This window comes from Porphyromonas miyakawae, assembly GCF_045865415.1.
GTDB lineage: Bacteria > Bacteroidota > Bacteroidia > Bacteroidales > Porphyromonadaceae > Porphyromonas > Porphyromonas miyakawae.
This window is the reverse complement of sequence record NZ_BAAFSF010000004.1, coordinates 327,528-352,403: the sequence shown is the minus strand read 5'-3', so window position 1 is coordinate 352,403 and position 24,876 is coordinate 327,528. Positions and strand designations below refer to the sequence as shown.

The 24,876-nt window shown below is 45.4% G+C and carries 17 protein-coding genes; 2 read left to right on the top strand and 15 right to left on the bottom strand.

Translation table 11 applies throughout. The features are described 5' to 3' along the window. The 13 genes from ACLWMH_RS06965 to ACLWMH_RS06905 all read right to left on the bottom strand — a co-directional run bounded on the left by ACLWMH_RS06965 (position 1) and on the right by ACLWMH_RS06905 (position 16,478). Positions 1-1,086: a glycosyltransferase family 2 protein gene (locus ACLWMH_RS06965; protein WP_411915976.1), complete on the bottom strand. Its 1,086-nt coding sequence runs from the start codon at positions 1,084-1,086 to the stop codon at positions 1-3. Further along, a complete protein-coding gene (gene tyrS / locus ACLWMH_RS06960; RefSeq protein ID WP_411916245.1) occupies positions 1,087-2,373 on the bottom strand; it encodes a tyrosine--tRNA ligase in 1,287 nt (428 codons plus the stop codon). A 634-nt stretch (positions 2,374-3,007) separates the two neighbouring features. After that, positions 3,008-4,130 (bottom strand): peptide chain release factor 2 gene (prfB, locus tag ACLWMH_RS06955; protein ID WP_411915975.1). Its coding sequence is split into 2 segments (ribosomal slippage): positions 3,008-4,066 and positions 4,068-4,130, totalling 1,122 coding nucleotides; the frame shifts between segments, so codons are not numbered across the junction. A gap of 35 nt (positions 4,131-4,165) precedes the next feature. Then, on the bottom strand, positions 4,166-5,986 hold the full coding sequence (locus ACLWMH_RS06950; protein ID WP_411915974.1) for an AMP-dependent synthetase/ligase: 1,821 nt from the start codon (positions 5,984-5,986) through the stop codon (positions 4,166-4,168). Between the two features lie 54 nt (positions 5,987-6,040). Beyond that, positions 6,041-8,125 carry a transcription termination factor Rho gene (gene rho / locus ACLWMH_RS06945; protein WP_411915973.1) on the bottom strand — a complete coding sequence of 695 codons (2,085 nt, stop codon included), beginning with the start codon at positions 8,123-8,125 and terminating at the stop codon, positions 6,041-6,043. A 360-nt stretch (positions 8,126-8,485) separates the two neighbouring features. Next, positions 8,486-9,652: a cytochrome d ubiquinol oxidase subunit II gene (locus tag ACLWMH_RS06940; RefSeq protein ID WP_411915972.1), complete on the bottom strand. Its 1,167-nt coding sequence runs from the start codon at positions 9,650-9,652 to the stop codon at positions 8,486-8,488. 32 nt (positions 9,653-9,684) lie between these two features. Continuing rightward, complete coding sequence (locus tag ACLWMH_RS06935) at positions 9,685-11,319, bottom strand: cytochrome ubiquinol oxidase subunit I (RefSeq protein ID WP_411915971.1); 1,635 nt, start codon at positions 11,317-11,319, stop codon at positions 9,685-9,687. A 63-nt stretch (positions 11,320-11,382) separates the two neighbouring features. After that, entirely contained in the window at positions 11,383-11,628 is a 246-nt protein-coding gene (locus ACLWMH_RS06930; RefSeq protein ID WP_411915970.1) for a DUF4492 domain-containing protein, read from the bottom strand. A gap of 243 nt (positions 11,629-11,871) precedes the next feature. Beyond that, positions 11,872-12,336, bottom strand: a complete 465-nt coding sequence (locus tag ACLWMH_RS06925; protein ID WP_411915969.1) for a PaaI family thioesterase — start codon at positions 12,334-12,336, stop codon at positions 11,872-11,874. A gap of 162 nt (positions 12,337-12,498) precedes the next feature. Continuing rightward, a complete protein-coding gene (locus ACLWMH_RS06920) occupies positions 12,499-13,692 on the bottom strand; it encodes an acyltransferase (protein ID WP_411915968.1) in 1,194 nt (397 codons plus the stop codon). Then, on the bottom strand, positions 13,689-14,684 hold the full coding sequence (locus ACLWMH_RS06915; RefSeq protein WP_411915967.1) for a D-alanine--D-alanine ligase: 996 nt from the start codon (positions 14,682-14,684) through the stop codon (positions 13,689-13,691). Before ACLWMH_RS06915 ends, ACLWMH_RS06920 begins: the two co-directional genes overlap by 4 nt. Continuing rightward, positions 14,681-15,784 (bottom strand): RluA family pseudouridine synthase, encoded by a 1,104-nt coding sequence (locus tag ACLWMH_RS06910; RefSeq protein WP_411915966.1) that lies wholly within the window; start codon positions 15,782-15,784, stop codon positions 14,681-14,683. Before ACLWMH_RS06910 ends, ACLWMH_RS06915 begins: the two co-directional genes overlap by 4 nt. Continuing rightward, positions 15,768-16,478: a PASTA domain-containing protein gene (locus tag ACLWMH_RS06905; RefSeq protein ID WP_411915965.1), complete on the bottom strand. Its 711-nt coding sequence runs from the start codon at positions 16,476-16,478 to the stop codon at positions 15,768-15,770. Before ACLWMH_RS06905 ends, ACLWMH_RS06910 begins: the two co-directional genes overlap by 17 nt. A 222-nt stretch (positions 16,479-16,700) precedes the next feature. Here ACLWMH_RS06905 and ACLWMH_RS06900 point away from each other — a divergent pair, with 222 nt between their 5' ends. Continuing rightward, on the top strand, positions 16,701-17,780 hold the full coding sequence (locus tag ACLWMH_RS06900; protein WP_411915964.1) for a mannose-1-phosphate guanylyltransferase: 1,080 nt from the start codon (positions 16,701-16,703) through the stop codon (positions 17,778-17,780). 15 nt (positions 17,781-17,795) lie between these two features. Next, positions 17,796-19,022, top strand: a complete 1,227-nt coding sequence (locus ACLWMH_RS06895; RefSeq protein ID WP_411915963.1) for a DUF2851 family protein — start codon at positions 17,796-17,798, stop codon at positions 19,020-19,022. A gap of 305 nt (positions 19,023-19,327) precedes the next feature. Here the strand turns inward: ACLWMH_RS06895 and ACLWMH_RS06890 are convergent, their stop codons facing one another. Together ACLWMH_RS06890 and ACLWMH_RS06885 are read right to left on the bottom strand one after the other, a co-directional pair. After that, positions 19,328-21,931 carry a T9SS type A sorting domain-containing protein gene (locus ACLWMH_RS06890; protein ID WP_411915962.1) on the bottom strand — a complete coding sequence of 868 codons (2,604 nt, stop codon included), beginning with the start codon at positions 21,929-21,931 and terminating at the stop codon, positions 19,328-19,330. A 284-nt stretch (positions 21,932-22,215) separates the two neighbouring features. Then, a complete protein-coding gene (locus ACLWMH_RS06885) occupies positions 22,216-24,471 on the bottom strand; it encodes a hypothetical protein (protein ID WP_411915961.1) in 2,256 nt (751 codons plus the stop codon). Positions 24,472-24,876 lie beyond the last annotated feature (405 nt).

The window sequence follows — 24,876 nt, the reverse complement described above, 5'->3', positions numbered from 1 at the left end:
TCAGATGTGCCACACCCCTCCGGGGCCAAGTATATAGCCATCGTCTTTGTGGAGTGTGTAAAAGGTGCAACCCAACCCTTCGCTTTCACTGAGTAGAGCGAGAAATTTGTCGTATGTATCGGCTGAGAGTGTTACCAACAAGTTGCGGTTATGGGGCAAGCTGTCCTTGGTTGCCTGTGATAGGTCGATTGAAAGCAAGTTGAGGTCGTCCAAAGTGCGTTTGTGTGCATGGGCAGGCTCTTTGGTTTGTTTGGCATGGCGATGTGCGAGTATAGCAGCTGCCCGGCCAATAATCCACTGACCTAACTTATTGTGGGGATGATACTTTTCGTAGAAGAGTTGCATGGCACCAAAGAAGGCATGTCGGTATCGGGTCGGATCACCGGAAGCCGCTTCACTCTCTCCCTTGTAATGCAGTAGGGGCACAGGAAGGTAATCGCATCTGTACCCCTTTTGGCGCAGACTATAGCTGAGGTCAATATCCTCGCCATACATGAAATATCGTTCATCGAGCAATCCCACCTCTTCGAAGGCGTCCCGCCTCAGCATCATAAAGGCACCGGCGAGCAACCCTACTGAGTGGGGTTCTGTCGGATTAAGCCATCCCATGTAGTAAGCATTGAAAAGGCGCGAATGGGGAAATAGTCGGGATAATCCACTAAAACGGCAGGCACAACTCCATAGCGATACGCTTCCCCTTTTACTCTCCGGCAGAAAGTTGCCTTGGGCATCGTGCATTTTGACGCCTACAGCTCCCACTTCGGGATGTGACTCCATATGGCGAAGCACTTGCTGAAGGGTGTCTCTCCCTATTAGGGTATCCGGATTCAGTAGCAGTACGTACTTACTTTGTGAAGTGCGTACTGCTTGGTTATTTGCTTTTGCAAAGCCTACATTGGCTTTGTTTGCGATAATATTTATTTCAGGGAAGCGCTTACGCAGATACTCCACGGAGCCATCTTCTGAGGCATTGTCCACTACATAGGTAGCGCAGTCTAAGCCCTCGGACGCTATGCGAAGCGCCTCAATGGCTTGACTTACAAAGTACTTTACTTTATAGTTGACAATGACAACGGTTATAAGCACTTACTCGGCAATGAGCAAATAGTAATTCTTCTTACCGCGTTGGACAAGTAGGTACTTGCCGCTTACCAGCATCTCGGGGGTAACCGTTGCTTGTGGATCGGTCACCTTCTCTTTATTGATGCTTAAGCCACCGGCCGTGATGAGCTTGCGTACTTCTCCCTTAGAGGCAAATACACCGCTCTCGGCAAGTAGATCAACTACCGGTGTCTGAGCCTCAATAGTGCTACGTGCCACGTTGTAAGTAGGTACGCCCTCCATTACTTCCAACAGGGTAGCCTCATCAAGAGCCATTAGTGCTGCATGCGTATCTTGCCCAAAGAGTATGCGGGCTGCACTTTCGGCTGTCTCCACTGCATCGGCCCCATGCACCATAGTCGTTATCTCCTGTGCCAAACGTTGCTGTAGCAGACGCTTGTGGGGAGCTTCTAAGTGCTCTTTGTGCAGTGCCTCTATTTCGTCAATTCCTAATTCAGTGAAGATCTTAATGTAGCGGTAAGCCTCATCGTCACCCGTATTAATCCAGAATTGATAGAAGCTGTAAGGAGATGTGTAGCGACTGTCGAGCCATACGTTGCCACTCTCCGTCTTCCCAAACTTGCCGCCGTCCGCCTTGGTAATGAGCGGACAAGTAATGCCAAAGGCATCGCCTTGGTCAATACGACGGATCAGTTCGGTGCCTGTTGTAATGTTTCCCCATTGATCCGAGCCTCCCATCTGTAATTTACAGCCTTCCGTCCGGTAGAGGTGTAAAAAGTCGTAGCCCTGTAGAAGCTGATACGAGAACTCAGTAAAGGAAAGACCTGCTGCGCTACCATCCAATCGGCGCTGTACAGAGTCCTTTGCCATCATGTAATTGACGGTGATATGCTTTCCAATATCGCGAATAAAGTCGAGGAAAGACCACTCGTGCATCCAATCGTAATTGTTGAGTAGTTTAGCACCTGTAGCGGACTTTGTATCAAAGTCTAAGAAACGCTCCAATTGAGCGGCAATAGCTTGCTGATTGTGGCGGAGCGTGTCTAAGTCAAGCAGATTGCGTTCTTTGCTTTTCATGGAGGGGTCCCCAATCATACCGGTAGCGCCTCCCAATACAGCTATAGGACGGTGTCCGGCACGTTGTAAGTGGCGCAGCATCATTACGCTGACCAAGTGACCGATATGCAATGAGTCTGCTGTCGGGTCAATCCCTACATAGGCGGTGGTTACCTCTTTGTTGAGCAGCTCCTCCGCACCGGGCATGACCTGATGCAGCATACCGCGCTGCTTCAATTCCTCTATAAAGTTGATTTTCATCCTCTTGTTTCTTCTACATATTTCCGGACAAAGGTACGCATTTATCATGTGTGCCCACACAATGGTGCCTTATTTTTCGGCTCATGATAGGGTTATTCACTCTTCTAATAGCGAGGAAAAAAGCCTAAGGGTAGGGGAGTAAGTAGCGTTATCTACAAATCTATCCAACGAGGTATACGAATAAAGTAAAAAGTAGTACGGAGCTGCGGAAAAATTCCTCGTGAACAAACGGAAATTTCTTCGCCAACAAAATATTTTTTCTTCGCCAAGAAAAAATATTTTCATTCGGACCTAATTTAGCCTGCTTCGGTAGTGTCAATACACTAGGTGCGGACTAAAGAAGTCAAGCATGCCGTACTCCTCAACCCCCAATCCGACCGTCGCACAATCCTTATTTAATCGGTGGGTAAAAGATAGAGATGTTTTGTGTAAAAGGTACAGATGTTTCATTTGAAAGGTTCTGATGTTTTGCGAAAAAGATCAGAACATATGAGCGGCTCCCCACAAGTGTATAAAAAGAAAGTGTGCAAGTAGTAAACTACTTACACACTTTTGCACACGGAGGCGCCAATGCTTTGTACTACTTTCGATTGAATGCTGTAGCTCCTGACTATGATGTGTAGCCTTTTTACGGATTGGTATTAGTGGCACCGAATTCCATCAAATAGGCCTTTAGGAAGTCGTCAATCTCTCCATCCATTACAGCGTTTACATTGCTTGTCTGGTAGCCGGTGCGGTGGTCTTTGACTCGCCTATCGTCAAATACATAGCTTCTTATTTGGCTTCCCCACTCAATCTTCTTTTTACCGGCTTCAATCTCAGATTGTGCTGCACGCTTCTTTTCCAAAGCACGGTCATAGAGTTGTGAACGAAGCAGGCGCAACGCATTCTCTCGGTTATCCAACTGCGAGCGGCTCTCGGTATTCTCAATCACGATTTCCTCCTCTTCGCCCGTGTCGGGATCTTTGTACATATAGTGCAAACGTACTCCCGTCTCCACCTTATTCACATTCTGTCCTCCCGCTCCACTTGAACGGAATGTATCCCATGAAAGTTGTGCCGGATTGACTTCAATATGGATGGTATCATCAACCAGTGGCACAACGAAAACACTTGCAAAGGAGGTCATTCGCTTGCCCTGTGCATTGTAAGGCGATACCCGTACCAAGCGATGTACGCCATTCTCGCCTTTTAGGAAGCCATATACGGAGTCTCCCTCAATCTGCATCGTTACTGTTTTAACGCCTGCCTCATCGCCATCCTGCCAGTTGGTAATGGTTACCTTAAATCCCTTGCGTTCAGCCCACCTTTGGTAGAGGCGCACCAGCATGGAAGCCCAGTCCTGACTCTCGGTACCACCGGCCCCGCTATTTACTTTCAGTACAGCTCCTAAGCGATCCTCCTCGGCTTGAAGCATATTGGCTATCTCCAAGTCCTCTATCTCACGAAGCGCAACCGAATAAGCTTCATCCACTTCGCTCTCCTCTATAATGCCCTCTTTGAAGTATTCATAGGATAAGCGTAGCTCTTCGGCTTTTGAAGAAACGGAGCTAAAGCCGTCAATCCACCTTTTAAGCTCCTTTACTTTGCGCATTTGCTGCTCGGCAGCTTTGGAGTCACTCCAGAAATCGGGGTCTTGTGTTTTGAGTTCTTCTTCTGTTAGTTGGATTTTCTTTTGGTCGATGTCAAAGATACCTCCCCAGCGCTTCGGTGCGCTCCAGCAGGTCATTGAGCTGGTCTGTTGTAATCATACTTTTTTCTGATTGTCCGATCTAAATGATTGATATTATTGTTCGTCGCCTTCACGGTACATATCCGCAATTTGTAAGGCATAATTTGTGTTGATTTGCTTTCTCCGGAGCTTGCCTGTGTGGGTCAATTCGCCTCTTTCTACAGAGAAAGGTGCTTTGAGTAGTGAGATACGCTTGATCTTCTCAAAAGAGGCCAGGCTAGTCTGTAGCAATTCAATATGCGACATGAGAAAGCGGTTTATATCCGCCCGATTCGCCATCTCGTCGATACTAATCTGATTGTCTACTATGCCGTGCGCTACGGCCTTCTCCTTGAGGAGCTGCCAGTCAGGGTATATGAGGGCACTTACGAAGCGATGCCTATCGGCAATGACAGCAACCTCTAATAAGTAGGGATCTGCCGTGAGAAGATTTTCTATCTGTTGCGGTGCAATATACTTCCCATTAGCTGTTTTGTACAGGTCTTTGAGTCGCTCTATAAAGAAAAGTGTATCGCCCTCCTTGCGTCCTGCATCCCCCGTGCGAAACCAACCATCCTCCGTAAAAGCCTCCTTATTGGCCTCCGGATTATCAAAGTAGCCGGGCGTTATGGTTTCACCGCGGAGCTGGATCTCCTGAGTCTCCGGATCAATGCGTACCTCTAACCCGGGAATGATCTGACCTATTGAGCCGGGTATGAACCCTCTGCGCGGATAAGCCGATACGGTGGCACAGCTCTCTGAAAGTCCATAGCCGATAATAATGGGTATCCCCACCGATTGTAAAAAGTGATTGATCTCATCATTCAGCTCTGCCCCGGCAGTGGGAAAGAATCTGCCGTGATCAATGCCTATAAAGCGCTTTAGCGCCATAAAGATAGTGTGTGCGTAGAGCCAATACGGAAGGGAAATCCATATGGGGGCATGTACGCCCTTGTTGTAATAGTCAAAGTGAAAGCGCTCCCCTGTTCTTATGGCGCATTTATAGAGCCAACGCATGAAAGGCGTACTCTGCTCAATATGGGCACGAACAGCCCGATAAATCTTCTCCCAATAGCGTGGTACATTACACATCAGCGTAGGACGAATCTGCGGCATTAACTCAATAATGCTCCTTGGATCGCTTACAATCGCTGTGCGTACCCCTTGTGATAGACAGAAATAAAACCAGATCTTTTCAAAGATATGACTGAGAGGGAGTACATCTACACTAGTATCCGAAGCGGTAATAAAGGGATATAAACGGTGGTGATTCTCAATCTGCTTTAAGATCTGACTGTGCAATACCTGTACCCCTTTGGGTTCGCCCGACGTGCCACTTGTGTAAATAAGTAGAGCGAGGTCTGAAGGAAGAGCCTCTCCATGCCGTTCTTTCACCAACGTCTCATTACGCATTGAGTCTCCCATCCGAATGAATTCATCGTAATAGAGCGAAGTGTGATCGTTGAACTGCTTAACTACTTTGCGGTCATATATGATAATACGGTCAAAGAGATTTTGCTCACGCTGTACCTCATAAGCATTGTTGTACTGATATTGTTGCCCGACAAATAGGGTTCTAAAGGAACTTTTCTTTGCAATAAAAGCCACTTGATCCGGAGAACAAGTGGCATATAAAGGAACTGAAACAGCCCTTGCAGCAAATATCCCTAACTCAGTAAACATAGCCTCTCGCATATTAGGGCTATAGATGCCTACCCGCTCTCCCGGAGCGATGCCGCAGCCTACCAGTGCTTTTGCTGCATCTATAGCTGCTTGGCTGAAGGCTTGTCCGCACATTTGCTCCCATTTACCCGTATTAGGATTGAGCCATTTGAGTAAATGCTTAGAGGAAAACTTATCAGCTATTAGCTCTATAAGGTCCGAAGTGTGCGTCATCGGTTAAAAAAAAGGCGTGCAGTCAGAGGGCTGCACGCCTTAATATATGATGGATTAGCTATTCATCGAAGCAAGGAACTCCAAGTTGGACTCGGTCGCATCAAAGCGTTCCTTCACAAATTCCATGGCTTCTATCACGTTCATCTCACTAAGATACTTGCGCAGAATCCACATCCTATTCAGGGTGATCTCATCCAATAACAGATCGTCTCGTCGAGTACTACTGCTCATGATATCAATAGCCGGGAAGATGCGTTTATTAGCAAGGCGGCGATCCAACTGTAGCTCCATATTGCCGGTCCCTTTGAACTCTTCAAAGATCACTTCGTCCATCTTAGATCCGGTATCGGTAAGTGCAGTAGCAAGGATAGTCAAGCTACCTCCGTTCTCAATATTACGAGCAGCTCCGAAGAAGCGTTTGGGCTTTTGCAATGCATTAGCATCTACACCACCGGAAAGTACCTTGCCGCTGGCCGGTTGAATCGTATTGTAGGCACGTGACAAACGGGTAATAGAGTCCAAAAGAATCACTACATCGTGACCACACTCTACCATACGCTTCGCCTTACTGAGTACAATCTCAGCTATTTTAACGTGACGCTCTGCCGGTTCATCGAAGGTGGAAGCAATAACCTCTGCATCTACATTGCGCGACATATCTGTTACCTCTTCAGGACGCTCGTCGATAAGAAGTACAATCTCATACACTTCCGGATGGTTCGCAGCGATAGCGTTGGCAATATCCTTCAGGAGGATCGTTTTACCTGTCTTTGGCTGTGATACGATAAGCCCGCGTTGTCCCTTGCCAATAGGGCAAAAGAGATCGACAATACGCATGGCTATCGGATCATAGATAGTGGGTATATTGAGCGTCTCCAACTTGAATTTCTCTTGCGGAAAGAGCGGAGTCAAGTGATCGAACTGCACTCTGTCTTGTACTTCGTGTAGGGTGCGTCCATTGATACTCTTCAGTTGTGAAAACGGAAAGTATTTTTCGCCTTCACGGGGAGGTACAATGGTTCCTTCTACCACGTCGCCGGTTTTAAGAGAAAAGTTTTTAATCTGCTGTGCCGATAGATAAACGTCATCAGGCGAAGGTAGATAGTTAAAGTCTGAGCTGCGGAGGAAGCCGTAGCCCTCTTGTATTACCTCTAATACACCGGTAACGGGAAGTACACCTTTGAAGTCGTAAGGTTTAGTCTTCTCCTCTTTTTTGCTCTTTGACGGCGTACGTTTCTTGTCTTTCTCTTCAGAGGAACGCTTCGGGAGCATGCTATCAAGTAGAGTATCGCTCTCCTCATCGTGCAAAAATGTCATCTTCGTTTTGCCGGTCGTTGTATTGGTCTTTCGCATTTCCGGCAATACTTCATTTAAGTCAGATACAACTGAGTTGAGTGATTTTGCACTATCTGCCTCATAAGCCTCCTTCTGAATGTCAATGCTTTGGCTTGACAAGTCGGTGATTACTTCCGATAAAGTGCTGCCCGGCTTATTGTTAGCGACAGGTTCTTCCACAATGGCAGGATGACGGAAGGAATCTTCTCCTTTCTTCGCAGCATGGAGCGTGCCTATTACTTCGTCCAAATCACTCACAACAGCATCTAAAGCACTTGTACTGCTCGAGGAGTTGCGGCGATCCTTAGCTTGCTGTGAATGCATATCGCCTATTGCATCATCTAAATCGGAGATAATATCGGAGGTGTGTTCCCTATTCCCTTTCCCTTGAGGCTGCGTAGCTTCTTGGCTATCGTCTAAGAGTGCGGGATGCTTAGGCTTAGCAGTTGCTTCTTTGGAGGCAATTGGTTTATCTTTATCCGTCTTCTCTTTTGTATCAGCATCATCCAGCTTTCGAGCGGGGCGTTTATTCACAGTAGTTGCTACTTTTTCTCTATTGGTTATTTCCGTTGTTTTGCGTGTGCGGGGTGTTCCCTTACGCTTCGCCGGTTCGTTGCCGGCCCGTTTTTTATTGATGTCCTTAATAGTCTTGCTGGTAGCTTCATAAGCCGCTTGGCGATCTAAAATAAGATATACAATATCGCGCGGCTCTTCGGGAATCTCTTCAATGCCCATTTCTTGGGCGATTGCTACAAGCTCTTCCTTCGACTTGCTATCTAAATCAAATAATTTGTACTTTGGCATTTGTTCTTTCTGCTTTTCCCATGAAATGGGGGCATTTGTTAGCTATATTGGGTATAAACAAAGGGCTCTGAGCACCACGTATTCCTCTCTCTCCTAATGCGATAAATACTATCTACATAGAAACTGCCTTTCCCTTTTAACACCTCATATACAAAAGAATGAATTGAGGGAAGTCTGTTTATTTGAATAGCGGTTCTGCCCTTGCTGTTACAAAGATAGAAAAAACTTTCAAATAAATAGCGGTAATGCAGAGACCATAAAAAAAAAGCTGTGCCTTATCTGCAAAAGATAAAGCACAGCATAGCTTACGAAACGCTCTCAAGCAGGTTACCTAAATTGAGCGCCTCGAAATAGGATCAATCAATAGGTAGTGCGGTCCTCGTTCTCAATCTCTTTCCGCGTAATGCGTCGTATATCAATGGCCCGCCAGCAGTACCAAATATAAGCAACTACAAAAGGTACGAGAATAGATACAATTGTCATTACCTTTAGTGTGTAGGGGCTGCTGGAGCTATTTGCTAAGCAGAGGGAGCTTTGTGCATCGGCAAGCGAAGGATAGTAAGCTGTGTTGTTCCATCCGGCTATTAGCATAAGCCCCAATACAGCAAGTACAACCCCGACTCCTTCAAACCAAATACCCTTGCGATAGCCTTTCTTAAAGATCGTAACCCCTATGCCATACAGTACAAGCAGCACACCGACCAAGAAGATGATGAGCACGATGGGCATCTGCATGAAGTTATTCCAGTAGAGGTACTTCTCTTCAGTAAAGAGGTTCGTTGCGGGATCGTATCTCAAGCCCGTAGAGAGCATGAGGAATACTACATAAGCCACAAAGAGTACCACGAAGACGAGGGCATTGATAGGAAGTGATTTGCGTGCTTTCTTCTGTGCCACTTCATCATCTATATTGTTGATGAAATAGAGTAGTGCCGTAATGCGGGCTAAGAAAAGCACAGCTAATCCCAAGACTACATTCCATGGATTCAATACAGCTTCCAAGCCGTGTAGCTGTACGCCTGCATAGGGTTGCCAAGAGGATATAAAGCGTCCTGCGCCTTCAAAGTTGTATATATTGGATTTGTCTACAATAAAGTTGCCTCCCGTGAAGAGTGTAGATACGGCTGCTCCCAAAAGGATGGGGGCCAAGATACCGTTGATCATTAAAAAGCAGTGGAAAGTTTTCTTACCCCATACATTACCATGCTTTGATTGGTATTCATAGGATACTGCCTGTAGTACGAAGAGTAGGCAAATCAGTATCCATACCCAATAGGCTCCACCAAACGAAGTGGAGTAGAAGAGTGGAAATGAAGCAAAGAAAGCACCTCCGAAGGTAACCAGCGTGGTGAGTGTAAATTCCCACTTACGACCGGTTGAGTTGATCAGCATCTTCTGAAGTGTAGCATCTTTTCGTGAGCGAAAGATGAATGTCTGTCCACCTTGAACAAATAGCAGGAAGACCAGCAAGGCTGCCAGTAGGGATACTACCAGCCACCAATATTGTTGTAACATCGTGTAATCCATTTTTTTTCTTCTATATGTCTTAGCGTGGTTTTCTATTTATCGGCGTGAGCTGAATTCATGCCTTCTGTATCGTGTCCCTTTGGTCCTGCCTTGATGGCTTTGATCATAATATTGATCTCTGCAATCAGTAGAACAGTAAAGAGAATAGCAAACATTACGAAGGTGGTCATTACACTTGATGCACTGACATCGGATACCGCTGCATTAAGTGGCAGAATATCTTGTATAGCCCAAGGTTGACGCCCCATCTCAGCTACAATCCATCCGGATTGGCTTGCCAGGTAAACCAGTGGTAAGCAAATAATGGTTATTACGTGTAGCCAGCGAGCATTTGTGTAAAGCGTCTTGTTCTTTTTGTTGAAGACCATGATGGTCACTACAATAAAGAGCAGGATAAAGAGCATCCCACAGCCTACCATTATACGGAAGGCATAGTAATTAACTTTTACATTGGGTACGAGATCCTCTACATTCTGTACATATCCATATCCAAAATAGGGGAAGTACTCCTCTATAAGGGCACGCTGCTCGTTTTGTACTGTCTCGTTGCCCTCGGCTTTAGCTTCGTGATAAGCCTTGAGTGCGCCTATAGCGATGCGCCCACGCTCCATCTTTTCTTCTGCAGAAAGTGCCTTCGTGCCGTCCTGTAGATAGTAGTCACCGCGAAGAATATTGTTGATGCCCGGTACATAGCCGTCCATTGAGCGCGTAGCCAAGAAGGAGAGCATATGCGGCATTTTAAAGTTGAAGTAGAAAGGATCTGCACTTTCGGTACTCAGGGGCGTTGTTTTACTTCCATCAATCACTCCAAAAATACTTAGGGCAGCACCTTTCCCGTCGGCTGTTTTGCCGTCAGGTGTGCATTCGCCCCCTTCGTATAGAGCCTCCATAGCAGCCAGTTTCATAGGCTGACGTTGGGCTGTATTATTGCCACTCGTATCACCTGTAACGGCAGTTAATAGGGCAGCCACAATACCGAATGGTGCAATCATTTTTGCATTTGCAAAAGCAAAGGCATAATGTTTGTTGTCTTTGCGTAGCAGGTAAATAGCACAAATAGCTAATGCAAAAATACTACCTAAAAGCCATGCAGAAGATACCGTATGCCAGAATTTATTGACCGCTGTAGAGGAAAAGGCCACTGCCCAGAAATCACTCATCTCGCTTCGTACTGTATCCGGGTTGAATACAGTGCCTTGCGGATCCTGCATCCAGCTATTAGCCACCAAAATCCATACAGCCGATATGGTAGCCCCTATAATAGTCAGCCAAGTGGAAGCTAAGTGGAACTTTTTCGATACGCGATCCCAGCCGAAGAACATTACGGCAATAAAAGTTGCCTCCATGAAGAAGGCTAAAATGCCCTCTATGGCAAGGGGTGCTCCAAAGATATCCCCTACCAGGAAGCTGTAGTTTGACCAGTTAGTACCAAATTCAAATTCCAAAATAATACCTGTAGCGACGCCAATGGCAAAGTTGATTCCGAAGAGCTTTTGCCAAAACTTAGCCCAGCGCATCCACTCCTGCTTATTGGTGCGGAAGTAGATGGTCTCCGCAATAGCCATGATGACACCTAAGCCTAATGTCAGTGGAACAAAGAGCCAGTGATAGCATGCAGTGAGTGCAAACTGGGCTCGCGACCAATTGAGTAAAGCAGTCATTTCCATAATTATTGTAGTATTATATTTATATTTCTTTACCTCTTACGGCAGCTTCTCTTTCAGGGGCTTTTAGTCCTTGGTAAGCTGCTCTACTACATATTCTGTTTGTGCAGAGCGATCCCCCTGCTCCGCAATTACGCTCGGGAAGAAAAAGGGCTTGAGTATGGCGAACATAATAAATAGCTTAATCAGCGCAATAATCCATAGCGTTTTACTGGTACGACTCATTGTGCGAAAGCCATGTTTATAGAGATTAAACATAAAAGAAAAGTAACCTCTATGCTTGGTCGGTGACTCAACGTTTATATTTTCCATACTCCTAACTGTCTAATACTCTGCATGTTAGTACTAATATTCGGTAGTAGTACTTCGCAAAATATTGTATTCTCCCTTACCTGTCTTCCGCAAATGTACACTTTTCTAACAAATTAGCATCGTGTGGCCTATTAAAAACGGGTCAGAATTCTGCCGACTTTGTGGAATAGTTAAGATTGTGCGGTCGGCTGTTGCATTTTCCTCATAGCCCAATAGAGTATTTTGCACTATTGGATTGGGTGCTTAAAACTTGCACTTGACTGCTACCATCTTAGCGCGAGCAGTCGTGCGTTCACCTACGCTGAGGGTCATCTCAAGTATGGCCTTACGATCGGTCACTTCTATAGGTGTCGCTTTGAGCGTCAGTTCTTGTCCCATTGGAGTGGGGGAGAGAAAGTCTACTTCTAAGTGTGCTGTGATAAAGCGCTCTAAGGTATCGGGGGCAAGAGGTTTGCCTTTTGATACCAAATAGAATCCTGCGGCTGAAGCAGTCCCGTGACAATCAAAAAGCGAAGCAATAAATCCTCCATAGAGGTTGTCCGGCACACCGCCCGTATACTCATCGGGGGGAGTGGTGTGGCAGATAGCTGCTTGCCCATTATCTACCAAATAACTTCGTAGGTGCAGCCCCGTGGGATGTGATTGACCACAGCCAAAGCAATGACTGAATCGTGCTGCATAGCACTCTTGAATGGATAGTTCGTTCATATTTCTGTGATGCTATTATTGATATTCAATTTGTGGTATATTGCAGAGCTATTCTTAACCCCCAAAATACATCTATAAGTTTTCAATGAAAGGTTCTGATGTTTTAATTCATTTATCTATACCTTTTATTTCAAACATCTGAACCTTTCTGTGAGCGCCGCCTTAAAGGTCCTTTGATAACTGCTCTGCCTTGGCCGCCATGCGGTAGTTGATAAGCGGGCGGGCATACATGGATAGCATGATGCGGCGTAGAAATGGCTCATTCTCTTCCGATAGGTTGGCTAAAGCAACACGTTGTGCGAGATAGTCTTCAAAGTCATTCCGCTCCTGACCGCTATACTGTCCCTCGCCATAATTGTAGCAGGAGGCCTGAAGGAGGTCTTCGGCGATGAAATTATTAGGATAAAGGCGATAGTGCGTATGTATCTGACGGTCAATATAGCCTGCTATGGTGCGGTAAAGTTCGTTGGCGGATAGATTATCGCATGTGCCGGTATTAAGGAATGTGTTTACCGGAGTTCCAATGGTAAAGTGTACACGTCCCTTTTGCCCGAGTAGCCCCTGTCGCATACTGATCATATCTTCATTCTTGCTCTTGGTGTAGCTTCCTGTGGTGGCACGTGCTAAAAGCTCCTTTGCCTTGAGGTAATCACACGGATCAAACTCATAGCTTATCGACACCGGTACTAAGTTGAGGGTTCTTAATCGCTCTACGGGTGCGCCTTCTCCTCCCAGGGTCATCATCTTTAGGATAGCCGGCTGTGTGGTATCTTCGTTATCTTTAGCGCGTCCTTCACGCTGCGCAATCCAAAAGGAGGCCTTATCTACAGAAATGGATTGGGCTAAGAAATAGGAAAATGCCGTGGCAGAGGTCAAGAATGCTTTGGGCGATAGGCTCCGCTCTACAATGGCAGAGTCAGCTAAACGCACAACATGCCGTATCCAGGGGCGAAGCAATAGATTGTCGCCTATGGCCACACGTGGCATCCGATAGTTTGCCTCTTTCAAAAGAAGATTGAGAAAGGCTGAATCCAAGATGATGTCTCGGTGGTTGGTGATAAAGGTCGCCGGTACATCGCCTCCCATTCTTTTCTTCCCGCTCAGATCCACTGAGAAGGCAGTTTGCTTAGCGATAGCCTGTAGCACAGGAGCAACAATTTCAAACTTAAAGGAGTAGATGGATTGAATAGAGGGCAGCTTCTTAAGCAGAGCCTCTCCCAGAGGAGGAAAAAGCCCTTTCATAAGCTGATTAAACTCGTCATCTGACAAAAGTGTACGAACGATCTCCGGCACTTCTTCATCCCTATAGGGACGGATACGCTCTAAGGTTGTGTGGTCGTAATCGATACAGCTCATAATGGTATGCTATCTTTGATGATGGTGTATAATATATTACCTAAGTCCCTTCCGGCAGCAGCTACCTGCTGAGGAATAAAGCTTGCTTCGGTCATCCCCGGAGTCGTATTGACTTCAATAAGCGTTGGTTCACCCGATGCGGATATAATGTAATCTATGCGAATGATACCGTGCGCATCTATTTTACGAGCGACGGAGCGGGTTATACGCTGCACCTCCTCAGCTATCTCAGGATTGATCTGTGCGGGTGTTATTTCACGGCTGGCACCATGATACTTTGCATTGTAGTCAAAGAATGTATTTGCCGGTACTTCCACTTCGCTAAGCGGAAGCGTATACAGCGAGTCGCGCAATACAACGCAACCGCACGTTACTTCCCGACCGGCTACAAACTGCTCTACCAGTACGGTATGGTCTGCGGTAAAGGCTAATTCAATGGCTTTTACAAGGTCTTCCTCTTTTGTTACTTTGGTGGTTGCTATGCTGGATCCTCCCGAATTTGGTTTTACAAAAAGCGGTAAGCCATATTGCGCCACTATATCCTTGGCCATTACTTGCTCCCCTTTTTCAATCCGAAGGCCTTGTGTGGTGCGAATACCTACACTGCTGAGGTAGCGGTTGCAATGAAATTTATTAAAGGTGAGGGACTCTGTGAATACCCCTCCGGTGTTATAGGGAATACCCAGTAGGTCAAAGTACCCTTGAAGCAGACCATTTTCTCCGGGAGTGCCATGTATGGTTATAAAAGCATAGTCGAAATGCAGCTTTTCTCCCGTCGAACGCAGTGCGGAAAAGTCATTTTTGTCTATGGGATACTGCTTATCCTCTTCAGAGAGTACCCATTCCTTGCGGTCAATTACCACTAAGTGTGGGGTAATATGCGGTTGTTTGCTGAGCCGCTGCATGATGGTGCCGGCACTTAGTAGAGAGATGGAGCGCTCTCCTGAGTATCCACCGGCCACGACAGCTATATGAAATGTGTCGTTTGTCATATTTTAAGAGTTAATTGGGTATAATTGCGCCATGCATCTATCATGGAAGCCATGTCGGTAGGTATAGGGCAGTCGAACTGCATCCACTCATGTGTTGTCGGATGGGTAAAGCCCAATGTGGCAGCATGTAAGGCTTGCCGCGGACATAGCTGCATGGCATTATGTGCAAATTGCAAATAAGAGGAGGTAGGTCTTCCCCTAAGTATCTTATCCCCTCCGTAGCGTTCGTCGCAAAGTAGAGGATGATTGATGTGCTTGAAGTGAGCTCTAATCTGATGAGTACGCCCCGTTTCAAGACGGCAGGCTACTAAAGTGACGAAAGAAAGTGATTCTATCGTCCGATAGTGTGTGATAGCCGCTTTGCCTTCTGCACTTCCCGGAGGAAAAACAGCCATACGTGTCCGCTCTTTTGGGTCACGGCCAATATTGCCTTCAATAGTACCTTCTGTCGGTTCGGGGCGACCCCATACTAAAGCGTAGTAGGTGCGTTCTGTCGTTTTATCGAAGAATTGCCGTGCTAAGTAGGTCTTTGCTTCCAGCTTCTTTGCCACCAGTAGTAAGCCGCTTGTGTCTTTGTCGATACGATGTACTAAGCCTACATTGGGGTCATTAGGATCATAGCCCTTTAAGTCTCTCCAGTAGTAGGCAAGTGCATTGACCAAAGTGCCTGTGAAGTTGCCATTTCCGGGATGTACAACCATACCTGCCGGCTTATTTACCACCATGAGATCATCGTCCTCGTAGACGACCTCAATGGGTATGTTCTCTGCCACAATACCATGCTCATGGGGAGGACGTGCTAAACGTAGGGTAATTATGTCGCCCGGCTTGACCTTGTAGTTACTTTTGACCGGTGCTTCTCCGACAAAGATAGCCCCAGCATCGGCTGCTAAGCTAATGCGATTGCGAGAAGCATGCTCCATCTTATCCGCTAAGAACTTATCAATGCGGAGCGGAGCTTGCCCTTTATCTACAATTAATCGGTAGTGTTCGTAGAGTTCCCCGGAGGTTATGCCCTCTTCCTCCTCTTGATCGAGCGAAAAATCCTCATCGGGTAGATCGTCAAAGGGAGCAAAATCTTCGTCACCACCAGGTTTCATCGCCACTAAGCTTCTCTTTGTTTTTGTCCGTTGTAAGCGTGTCTTCTTCCAATGTAGGGAAGGAAGGGGCTGCCGGTAGTGTATTCAAATCTACACTTAAGGAGGTGGAGTCTACAGCCTTTGAAATATTATTGGTCGTTACGATGAGCGTAAGCGGTGTAGAGATATCTACACGTTGTCCGGGGCTCAGCACTTGTCCGGCGGAATTGGCTACTCCTTGCGTAAGGTTATCATACTCACCCGCAATATACTTTACATAGAGTTGTGTAAAACCTAAGCCTTGAAGCGTCGCTTCAGCCTGACGTAATGACATATCCGATAAGCTCGGAATAACTACTTGTGGACGCTGATTGGAGTTAATCACTATGAACATGGTGCGATTAGGCTTTACTCGGCTGCCCACTTTGGGCTGTATGTCCTGCACGCTACCCGGAAGCGCATCTTTAGTGTAAATAGAGTCAATTATTTCATAAGCCAAATGTTGCTTCTTCAACATGCTCTGAGCCTCTTCAATAGGTCTACCCAGCACATCGGGTACTACGGTTGATTTGCCGTGTAGGGTGTACACGTCCAGTAGTATCAATGCAACTACAATAATCACTATCGATAGAAGTACCATGAGAGCGATATGGGTCAAAAGTAATCGGACAGAGGTCCGATGCCTCCCTTCCCCACTTTCTTTCTTTTCCGCCATACGTAATTGACCTTTTCCTAATCTGTAGTCAAAGATACAAAGAATAATGTATTGCATACAAAATAGTGAGTGGTGATGCCCATCAATCTTTTACGCTCTGCTTTTGTATTACTATCTTTGTAGTATATCATTCTAATGCCTTGGAAAAGATGAATGAAGACAATGGGTGCGTAGCTGCCCCTCAGTATAAAAAGGTGAGAGTATATAACCAGAGTGTCCTATATGAATAATACATATTGTGTGATCATGAGCGGTGGGGTTGGTAGCCGCTTTTGGCCCGTCAGCAGGGAAAGTAAACCCAAGCAGTTTCTTGACTTTTTTGGGTGTGGTAAGACGCTTCTTCAGCGTACTTTTGATCGTTTCGCCCGCTTTATCCCCACTGAGAATATTATTGTGGTGACCAATGATCAATATGCAGAGGAAACGCTCAGAGAGTTGCCCCTACTAAGCCCCGATAACCTACTATTGGAGCCGGTCAGACGTAATACAGCACCTGCTATTACTTTTGCTGCACTGCATATTGCCTCACGTTGCCCCAATGCAACGATCTTTGTTACGCCCAGCGATCATATGATATTGGATGAAGATCGTTTCGAAGAGTTGGCTCAAAAGGCTCTGGTTTTTGCACAACGCAACGACTTCTTAATCACGATAGGGGTAGTCGCTTCCCATCCTGAAACCGGATATGGCTACATACAGTGGAGTGAGGAGACGATAGAGGGCTTCCATAAAGTGAAAGTTTTCACCGAGAAACCCAGTAGGGAGATGGCTGAACTATTCATTAAAAGCGGAGACTTTCTTTGGAATAGCGGCATGTTTGTATGGAATGTGCCTACTATACTCTATGCTGTGCAGTGCCATCTACCGGATGTCTATAATGCCCTTGCTGTAAAGGATGCCCCCTATGGAAAACCGGAAGAGCGTGCTTTCATTGAGGAGCGCTTTGCGTACTCTCCGGGTATCTCAATTGACTACGGGGTAATGGAGAAGGCCAACAACGTACTGGTGCTGCCGGGTGACTTCGGATGGGCAGATCTGGGTACGTGGGGCAGTGTGTATGATTTTGCAGAAAAGGATAGCAAGGGCAATGCAGCACCTATTACCCACGCAGTTTTCTATGAAGCCGAGGGCAACTTAGTCACGCTGTCCGATGAAAAGCGCATTGCAATTGTACAGGGCATCTCTGATTGTATTATAGCTGAGCACGACAATGTGCTGATGATATGCAAGAAAGACCAAGAGCAGCGTATCAAAACCTTTATGGCTGATAGCGAGTTGCGCTTTGGTAACGAGTATATTTAGCGCGCCTACTAAGCTGTGAAGCATCTGCCCGAGGAGATTCTACAGCAAATTTGGGAGCAACGAGCTTACCGAAAGTTGCTGTTTGAGCCTATCAAAGATCGGAGTGGGGCAATGGTTTACCCTGAAGTTTTGCATCCCGGTGTGCGAAATAGGGATGCCGGTCCCGACTTTTTTGCTGCCAAAATGCGTATCGGTAAGTTGATCCATACCGGGAATGTGGAGTTGCATTATGCAGCCTCTGAATGGAAGTTGCATGCACACGATACAGATCCGGCTTACGACAATGTAATCCTCCATGTGGTAGTGGAGGATGATATGCCGATAATGCATCGTACTACAGGTAAACCGATTCTCACGTGTCGTATGGTTCTACCTGAGGATTGCTCTCTTTTTGAGCAAAACAGAGAAGGGGTTACCCGCTTGGGGAATCTCTTAGAGGATTGGGAAAAGCAAAGTGAAACGCTTTATCGGCAACGTCTCTCGGCACAAGTAGACTCGCTTCGGGAAAGACTCCACTCAAAGTCGATCAATGAAGATGAGGGGGCACTCATTAGGTTGATGTTGCTTCGCTATCTGGGAGCGAGGGTTAATAACGAAGCTTTTGAACAGATTGCACGTGTATTACCCCTTCGTGTAGTCCGCAAACATACCGACCATCTGGATCAATTAGAGGCTTTATACTTCGGTACGGCCGGGTTGCTTAATCCTGCCCCTGAGGATGAGTATATGAGGCACCTGCAAGAGGAGTGGAATTTCCTTAGAGCTAAGTATGGCTTGATGTGTATTTGTGGAGCGGTGAGGAAGTTTCGCTTACGACCTGTGGCGTTTCCCCATCGTCGTTTGGCACACATGGCAAAGCTTCACTATGAGCATCCCTCTATTGAGCAGCAAATAGCTGCGGTGCAAACACTTGATGAGGTGCAAAGTATCTTGGCAGTGGCGCCAAGTGAGTATTGGCAGTACCACTATGATTTTGGTAAAGTTACCGATAAACCTCTGGGATCTATAAGTCGGGATACAGCGAATGTAATAATACTCAATGTGGTGCTTCCCTATCTCACTTACCTTTCTATAGTAAATGATTTGGGTCCGGCACGCAAAGAGGCCATTATTGCCATAGCCCGCTCGCTTCCTCCGGAGAAAAATAGTGTAGTAGAGGCCGCCCGTAATGAGGGGCTGCCCATTCGTAATGCTTTGGAGAGTCAGGCTCTACTACAGAAAGCAACGTTGAAATCGGAGTAATTGAAATTTATTCTTTGGCCGTGCTGCGTTACTAAACTAATGCGGTGCGGCTCTTCTTTGGGTATGGGAAAAGACACGCTCATACCTACTCAATAGAGCATTGGAAAGCCTTCGGGAGAAGATTCTGATGTTTCATCTAAAAGTTATAGATGTTTCGTTTGAAAGGATTCTGATATTTTAAGTGAAAGATACGGATGTTTTCCGTTGTGTCTTTTGTAAATAGAAAAGAGACAGCCGCCTGCGATTGCAAACGGCTGTCCGAAAAGTTTATTTATGCTGCTCTTTTGCAGCCGAGCTTTGATGTTTTACTTGATGAATCGATAGCTTGCACCTGCTATGCGTACTACGTACACACCCTCAGTGAGGGAGCTTACGTCAATGCGTTGTGATGTAGTGGCGATCAATTCACGGCCATTGAGATCATAGATAGCGATCGGGGTATTGAGCTCTACACCGCTAATGAGGAGCAGAGTACCATTATCGGTAAGGCGAACAGCTATATGGCCAGCCGCTATGGCATCAATACCATTATAGATTACCATACCTACTTTGGTGTCTTTGGTTACCTTAAGTATATAAGTATCCTGATCCTTTGTATTGGCTACGGGTGCATCATCTACTGTCCAGCTTTCTACTGCGTATTTAGAGTTGCCCTTGGTATAAGTGAATACAACTTCTTTGTCTTTAGCTACAGGCGTTCCACTGGCATAAGCAGCACCATCCACCTTTACGGTAACCTTGTCGGCTACCTCATCGGGGAAGCTATAGGTGACCTTATACATAGTGGCACTCTGCTCTATCACGGCAGAGATTGCTACATTGCCGGCAACAGTGTATTCAACTTCAGCATTTCCTTCGTCATCTACTTCAAGTGTGCCATCAGCTGCTGTATAGGTTTTGTCGCCAATGGTAACAGATTTTACCTTATAACCTTCATCGGCAAAAACCTTTACATATACTACATCCTCTTCTTTTACATCATAAGCGCCATCTGTTGCTTCCAAATCGTTACCATCTGCATCCTTGAGTTGGATAAGACCATTCTTGGGCTGTGTGACAGTGATCTTGTAAGAGGCGAGTGTCTTAGCTTCATATTCGAGGCTAATAGTCATAGTGCCTGCAACTGCTACAAAATCTTTTACGTAGACTCCGCTCTCGTCTTTGTCTGATTCGTTAAGAGGAATACGTTCGGTAGTAGGAGTTCCGTCCTCCTTGTAGGCTACCTTGAACGCAAGCAGATTATAGGATCCGTTCTTTATGCGCGCTCCTAATAATAGTTGAGTGCCAACCGGTACGGTATCTTCATTGTAAAGCTTCTGAAGACCATTGTCTTCTTTCTGATAGACCATTAGTTCAATGTCGCCCTCTTCATACTCTTCTTGGAATAAAATCTGTCCGTCCGTATCGCTCTTTTTCTTTTCGAAGCTTGCAACAACACTTTTTTGTGGTTTCTGTATATCCACAGTTATCTCACCACTTCCGTCTTCTCCCAGAGTTAAATCTTTGGCTAAGTATGTTGTAAAGTCATCTTCAATACAGTAGAGTACACTCTGACTATCGGGAATCGCCTTTACCGTTACTTTGCCGTAGGGTATGTCTATGGTTGTGTCTTTTGTAATGGGTTCACCGATTTGTTTCCCGTTTGCACTAAGGATAACGGTTCCATTGCCTCCAAACCAGTCGGGAATCGTAACAGCCAACTTAGCCATCTGAACCGGCTCTTCCTTTTTCTTGATAACCAGTGTATTACTATAAAGGATGTCTCTATTAGTTGAGTTATAGGAGATGGCGGGGAATAGTGCATTTTCTATAGAAACAAAGACTTTAATTTCCTCTTCGTTTTCGGCAAAAGCTTCATCTTTGAAAGTAGTAACTCCATTCTCAATCGTATAAGCTTCCGTGGGGACAGGCTTTAGCTCTTTATCAGTTACGCTTCCGAAATACCACACAAACTTAGTTGCTACAGGATCACCGGTGCCAAACTGAGGTGCAATGCTGCTCATGTAGCTGAGGTCTACTTTTCTTCCTTTTACCACTTCGGGAGCCAAATGGGCACCAAGCTGCTGGATATTAAAGGGCGAACCATAGGGCCTTGTGTATGTTACCTCGGGATTCTTCTGAGGAAGTTGTTCAATGGTCATATAGTTCCCATTCAAATCAACGGCAACCAATTTTTTACTATTGGTAAGTGTATTGAGATTCTTCCCATGAAGGATGTCATTTAAGCCAAGCTCTATGGAAGTGAGGTTAGGCATTCCGCCTTCAGGTGCAATGACCTTGTCAATTTTCTGGTTGCTAATACTCAATTTCTCCAATTTGGGGAAAAGACCCAAGTCAAAAACTTCCCAGTGGGCAGATGTGGTCGGTAGCCAGGTCGAGAAGTCTAAAGCGGACTCTATGGTTAACTCAGTCAACTCAGGCATAGAGGCTAACTGCGCTTTACTACCTAAATTGTACAGTCTTAGAACTTTTAGCTTGGGACATTTTGAAAAGTCCGTTTTACTATCCTTGAAGTTGGCATTGTAACCGGCATCAAAGGTCTCAAGCTTAGAAGCCATAATCGTACCGATCCCGGAAAAGTTTTTTTCTGAATAGCTTGTTCCGAAGTAAAGTAAGTGAGTGGCGTCTATCTTAACAATACGAGGCTCATCAGAAACTGACTTAAAAGTATGTTTAATACGAGTTCTTGCTCCTGTGTAAATGGGAGTTTTTGTCTCAATAGGAGAGCCGTCCCCCCAGTCAATGATAAGCGGATTCATCTCCTCCGTCTCAACCTCAACACTGAAACTGCTTGCCTTAGGGGCAACGATTAATTCAGCGTACTCAGTGGTGCTAATAGATGGATCCTGAGCTACTAATGCACAGGTAGCTATCAGCATCACGCCGAAAGTAAGTAATAGTCGTCTCATAAATTATTCTGTTATATTATCTTATCCTAATTTTTGTCTAATCCTCTTTTGCTAAAAATACGATGTTCTACGTGATGCGACGTATCTTTTGCTCTTTACAAGGATATATTTCTCTGCTATCTATTAGCAAATATAGCTTTTTTAATTGAACGCAAGCTGTTAATTTGTGAGAAATACAAAAGTTTTCCGGGGAGTGTGTTGTAGATACCATAAAAGAGGCAGCCGCACGCATTTAGATAAGATGCGGCGGCTGCCTGTAGGTATTAGTTAAGAAGCGTGTAGCTCTACTTCATAAAGCGCAGTCTAACCTGCTCGGTACTTACTATGTAGTTGCCATTAGGCAGGTTACTTACATCAATTTGATGCAGTTGGGTAGCGATTAGCTCTCGGCCTTGTAAGTCGTAGATACGTACAAAAGCTGCTTCCGGTAGTCCTTTGACCTCAAGTGTATTCCCATTGTCTAAGAGGCATACACTGATCAAATCTGTGGTTACGGTAGCTGCTTCATTGAAGATCTTCACACTCACCTCGCTATCCTTCGTTACATTTAGCACGTAGATGCTTTGGCCCTTAGTGTTTGCTACTTCTTTGCCATCCAAAACCCAGCTTTCAATGTCCCATTTGTTGTTTCCCTTTGTGTAGGTGAATACAACATCTGTACCCTCGTCTACAAGAGTACCGCTTGCGAGATCCTTATTATTTGCCTTTACGGTAATATAGGATGCTATCTGATCGGGGAAGCTATAGGTTACTTTATGCTGCGGTAATGGAATAGCCTGGAATAGGGCACTAATGGTAGTTGGTTCGTTGATAATGATCCCTTCTAATACAGCGACGCCAAATCCATTGCGGGGTAGCTCATCCCCTTGGTATACCTTGCTGCCTATCGTAATAGAAACTACCTCAAAGCCACCCTCTTTGGGCATAGCTCTTACGGTAATGGCACTACCTACGGCTACTTCAGCTCCATCATTAAGGAAAGTCCCCTCTTGCTCTACCTCAATAGTTCCGTTTTCACTTGGTAAAATGGTCAATTTAGCCTTTTTGGGTGCGGGTAAATCGTAGAATAGTTCAATCTTGACGGGGTATTCATCCATAGTCCACTGCTTGACATAGGAGCCGTCCACCAAGTCGTAGTCAGAGAAGTAGAGTACATCTGATATTGGACCGACATCATCACTCCAAGAGATCTTAAAGCTCTTTAGTTTGTAATCTCCCTTGAGTACAGTTGCTTTCAGCTTAAGCTTTGTTTTCTTTTCTACCAAGCTCCCGCTTTCAATTACGGTGCCATCCTCTTGGCTTACACTAACTGCTATATCGCCATTCTCGTAGCTCTTGGTATAGGTTACACTTTGGCCGGTTGGCGTAGGTGCAATCTTCTTAACGGTAACGGGGAGTGTTGCGAGGGATCCGGTCATCCCAATTCCGGGGAACAGTGAATTAGTTAGCTTAGCAAATACCTCCATTTCCTCTTTTCCTTCGGGGAAAGCCTTTGCATCGAATGTGGTTATACCATTAGTGATGGTATAGTTTTCTTCAGGAATAGCGGCTTTAGTATCGGCTCTGAACCATGAAATCTTACTATCGGTAGTCGTATTGGCATAAGGGTCGGGGATCCCCATCATGCAGCTGAGGTCTACTTGGTTGTCTTTTACCCATTCCTTTTGAATGATGTAGTTTTTTTGATTGATCTTATAGGTCGTGTTGTAGTCGTAATCATAATAGCTTACAGCCGGATTCTTTACAGGTAGATCATTGAATCCTAAATAATTGCCGCTTACATCAATATCAGTGAGGTCTTTATTAGCGGTAATCGTACTCAGATTCTCTGCTCGCATCAGTTCGTTTTGCTCCAATGAGAGAGAGGTCAAGTTAGGCATAGGCTGGCTTGGCAGGATTATCTTGTCTATCTTTTGACTGGTGATACGCAGGTCCGTGAGGCTGGTTAAAGTACTTGCAGATAAATCCAATACAGGGACATTAAGTTGCGCATAGAGCTTGCTCTTCTTGTCGAAGTAAGAGCGTATAGCTATTCTCTTTAGATTTGTTAGTCCGTCCAGCTTGGGCACTATAGAGGTATTCTGAATAGAAAGGTACTCTAACTTTGGGCAATGGGTGAAGTCTAATTCTTTGGAGTCGTTTAGCGTAAAGGATGAAAGTCCCATGTCAAACTCCTTTAGCTCAGGCGCAAAGAACTTGCCGATGCCGGATAGGTTTTTACTATTCCAATTAAGTTTAAGAGCCGAAAGATCCGTAGCATCTATTTTTACAATCAATCCGTGTGCAGTAGCAGTGCTGTACGTATGATTGATGTTTGTGCCGTAATAAGAGGATAGACTGGGGATAGACTCCGTCTTCCCGTCGCCCCAATCCACGATAATGGGCTTCTTATCGTTGTTCTGTACGGAGCAAGAAAACTCTGTAGAGCCCTCTGCTACAATTAATTCTACATAATTCGTTGTGCTTACGGATACTTCTTGTGCAAAAAGTGTCCCTACACAAAGCGGAATCATGCAAAGCATGAGTAATAGTCGCTTCATAGATTTGCTATTTGGTTATTTTGTTAAACTGTCTTTTTCCTGTATGCGCACTTTAGCGCAATCATTTTTATAAAAAAGTGAGTAGCTATCTACAAACCGAGACAAATATACTTATTTATTTCTTTCTTATTGCTCATCTATGGAATAAAGCGGTTGATTCATTCCTATGGGCAACCCGAAAGATGAGTGGCAAAAAAAGATCAGAACTTTTCATTCAAAACATCTGAACCTTTTGAATGAAACATCTATACCTTTTAGATGAAACATCAGAACCTTTTTTCAAAGGGCTTTTAGGGGAATGAGCGCTATATACTTTCAGCCTTTGAAAAGGGATCCTTTGCGCCATGAATAAGTCGTAGCTACCGGCTGTCGGAGCGCGAAGCGATAAAGTTGGAATGAAAAGGC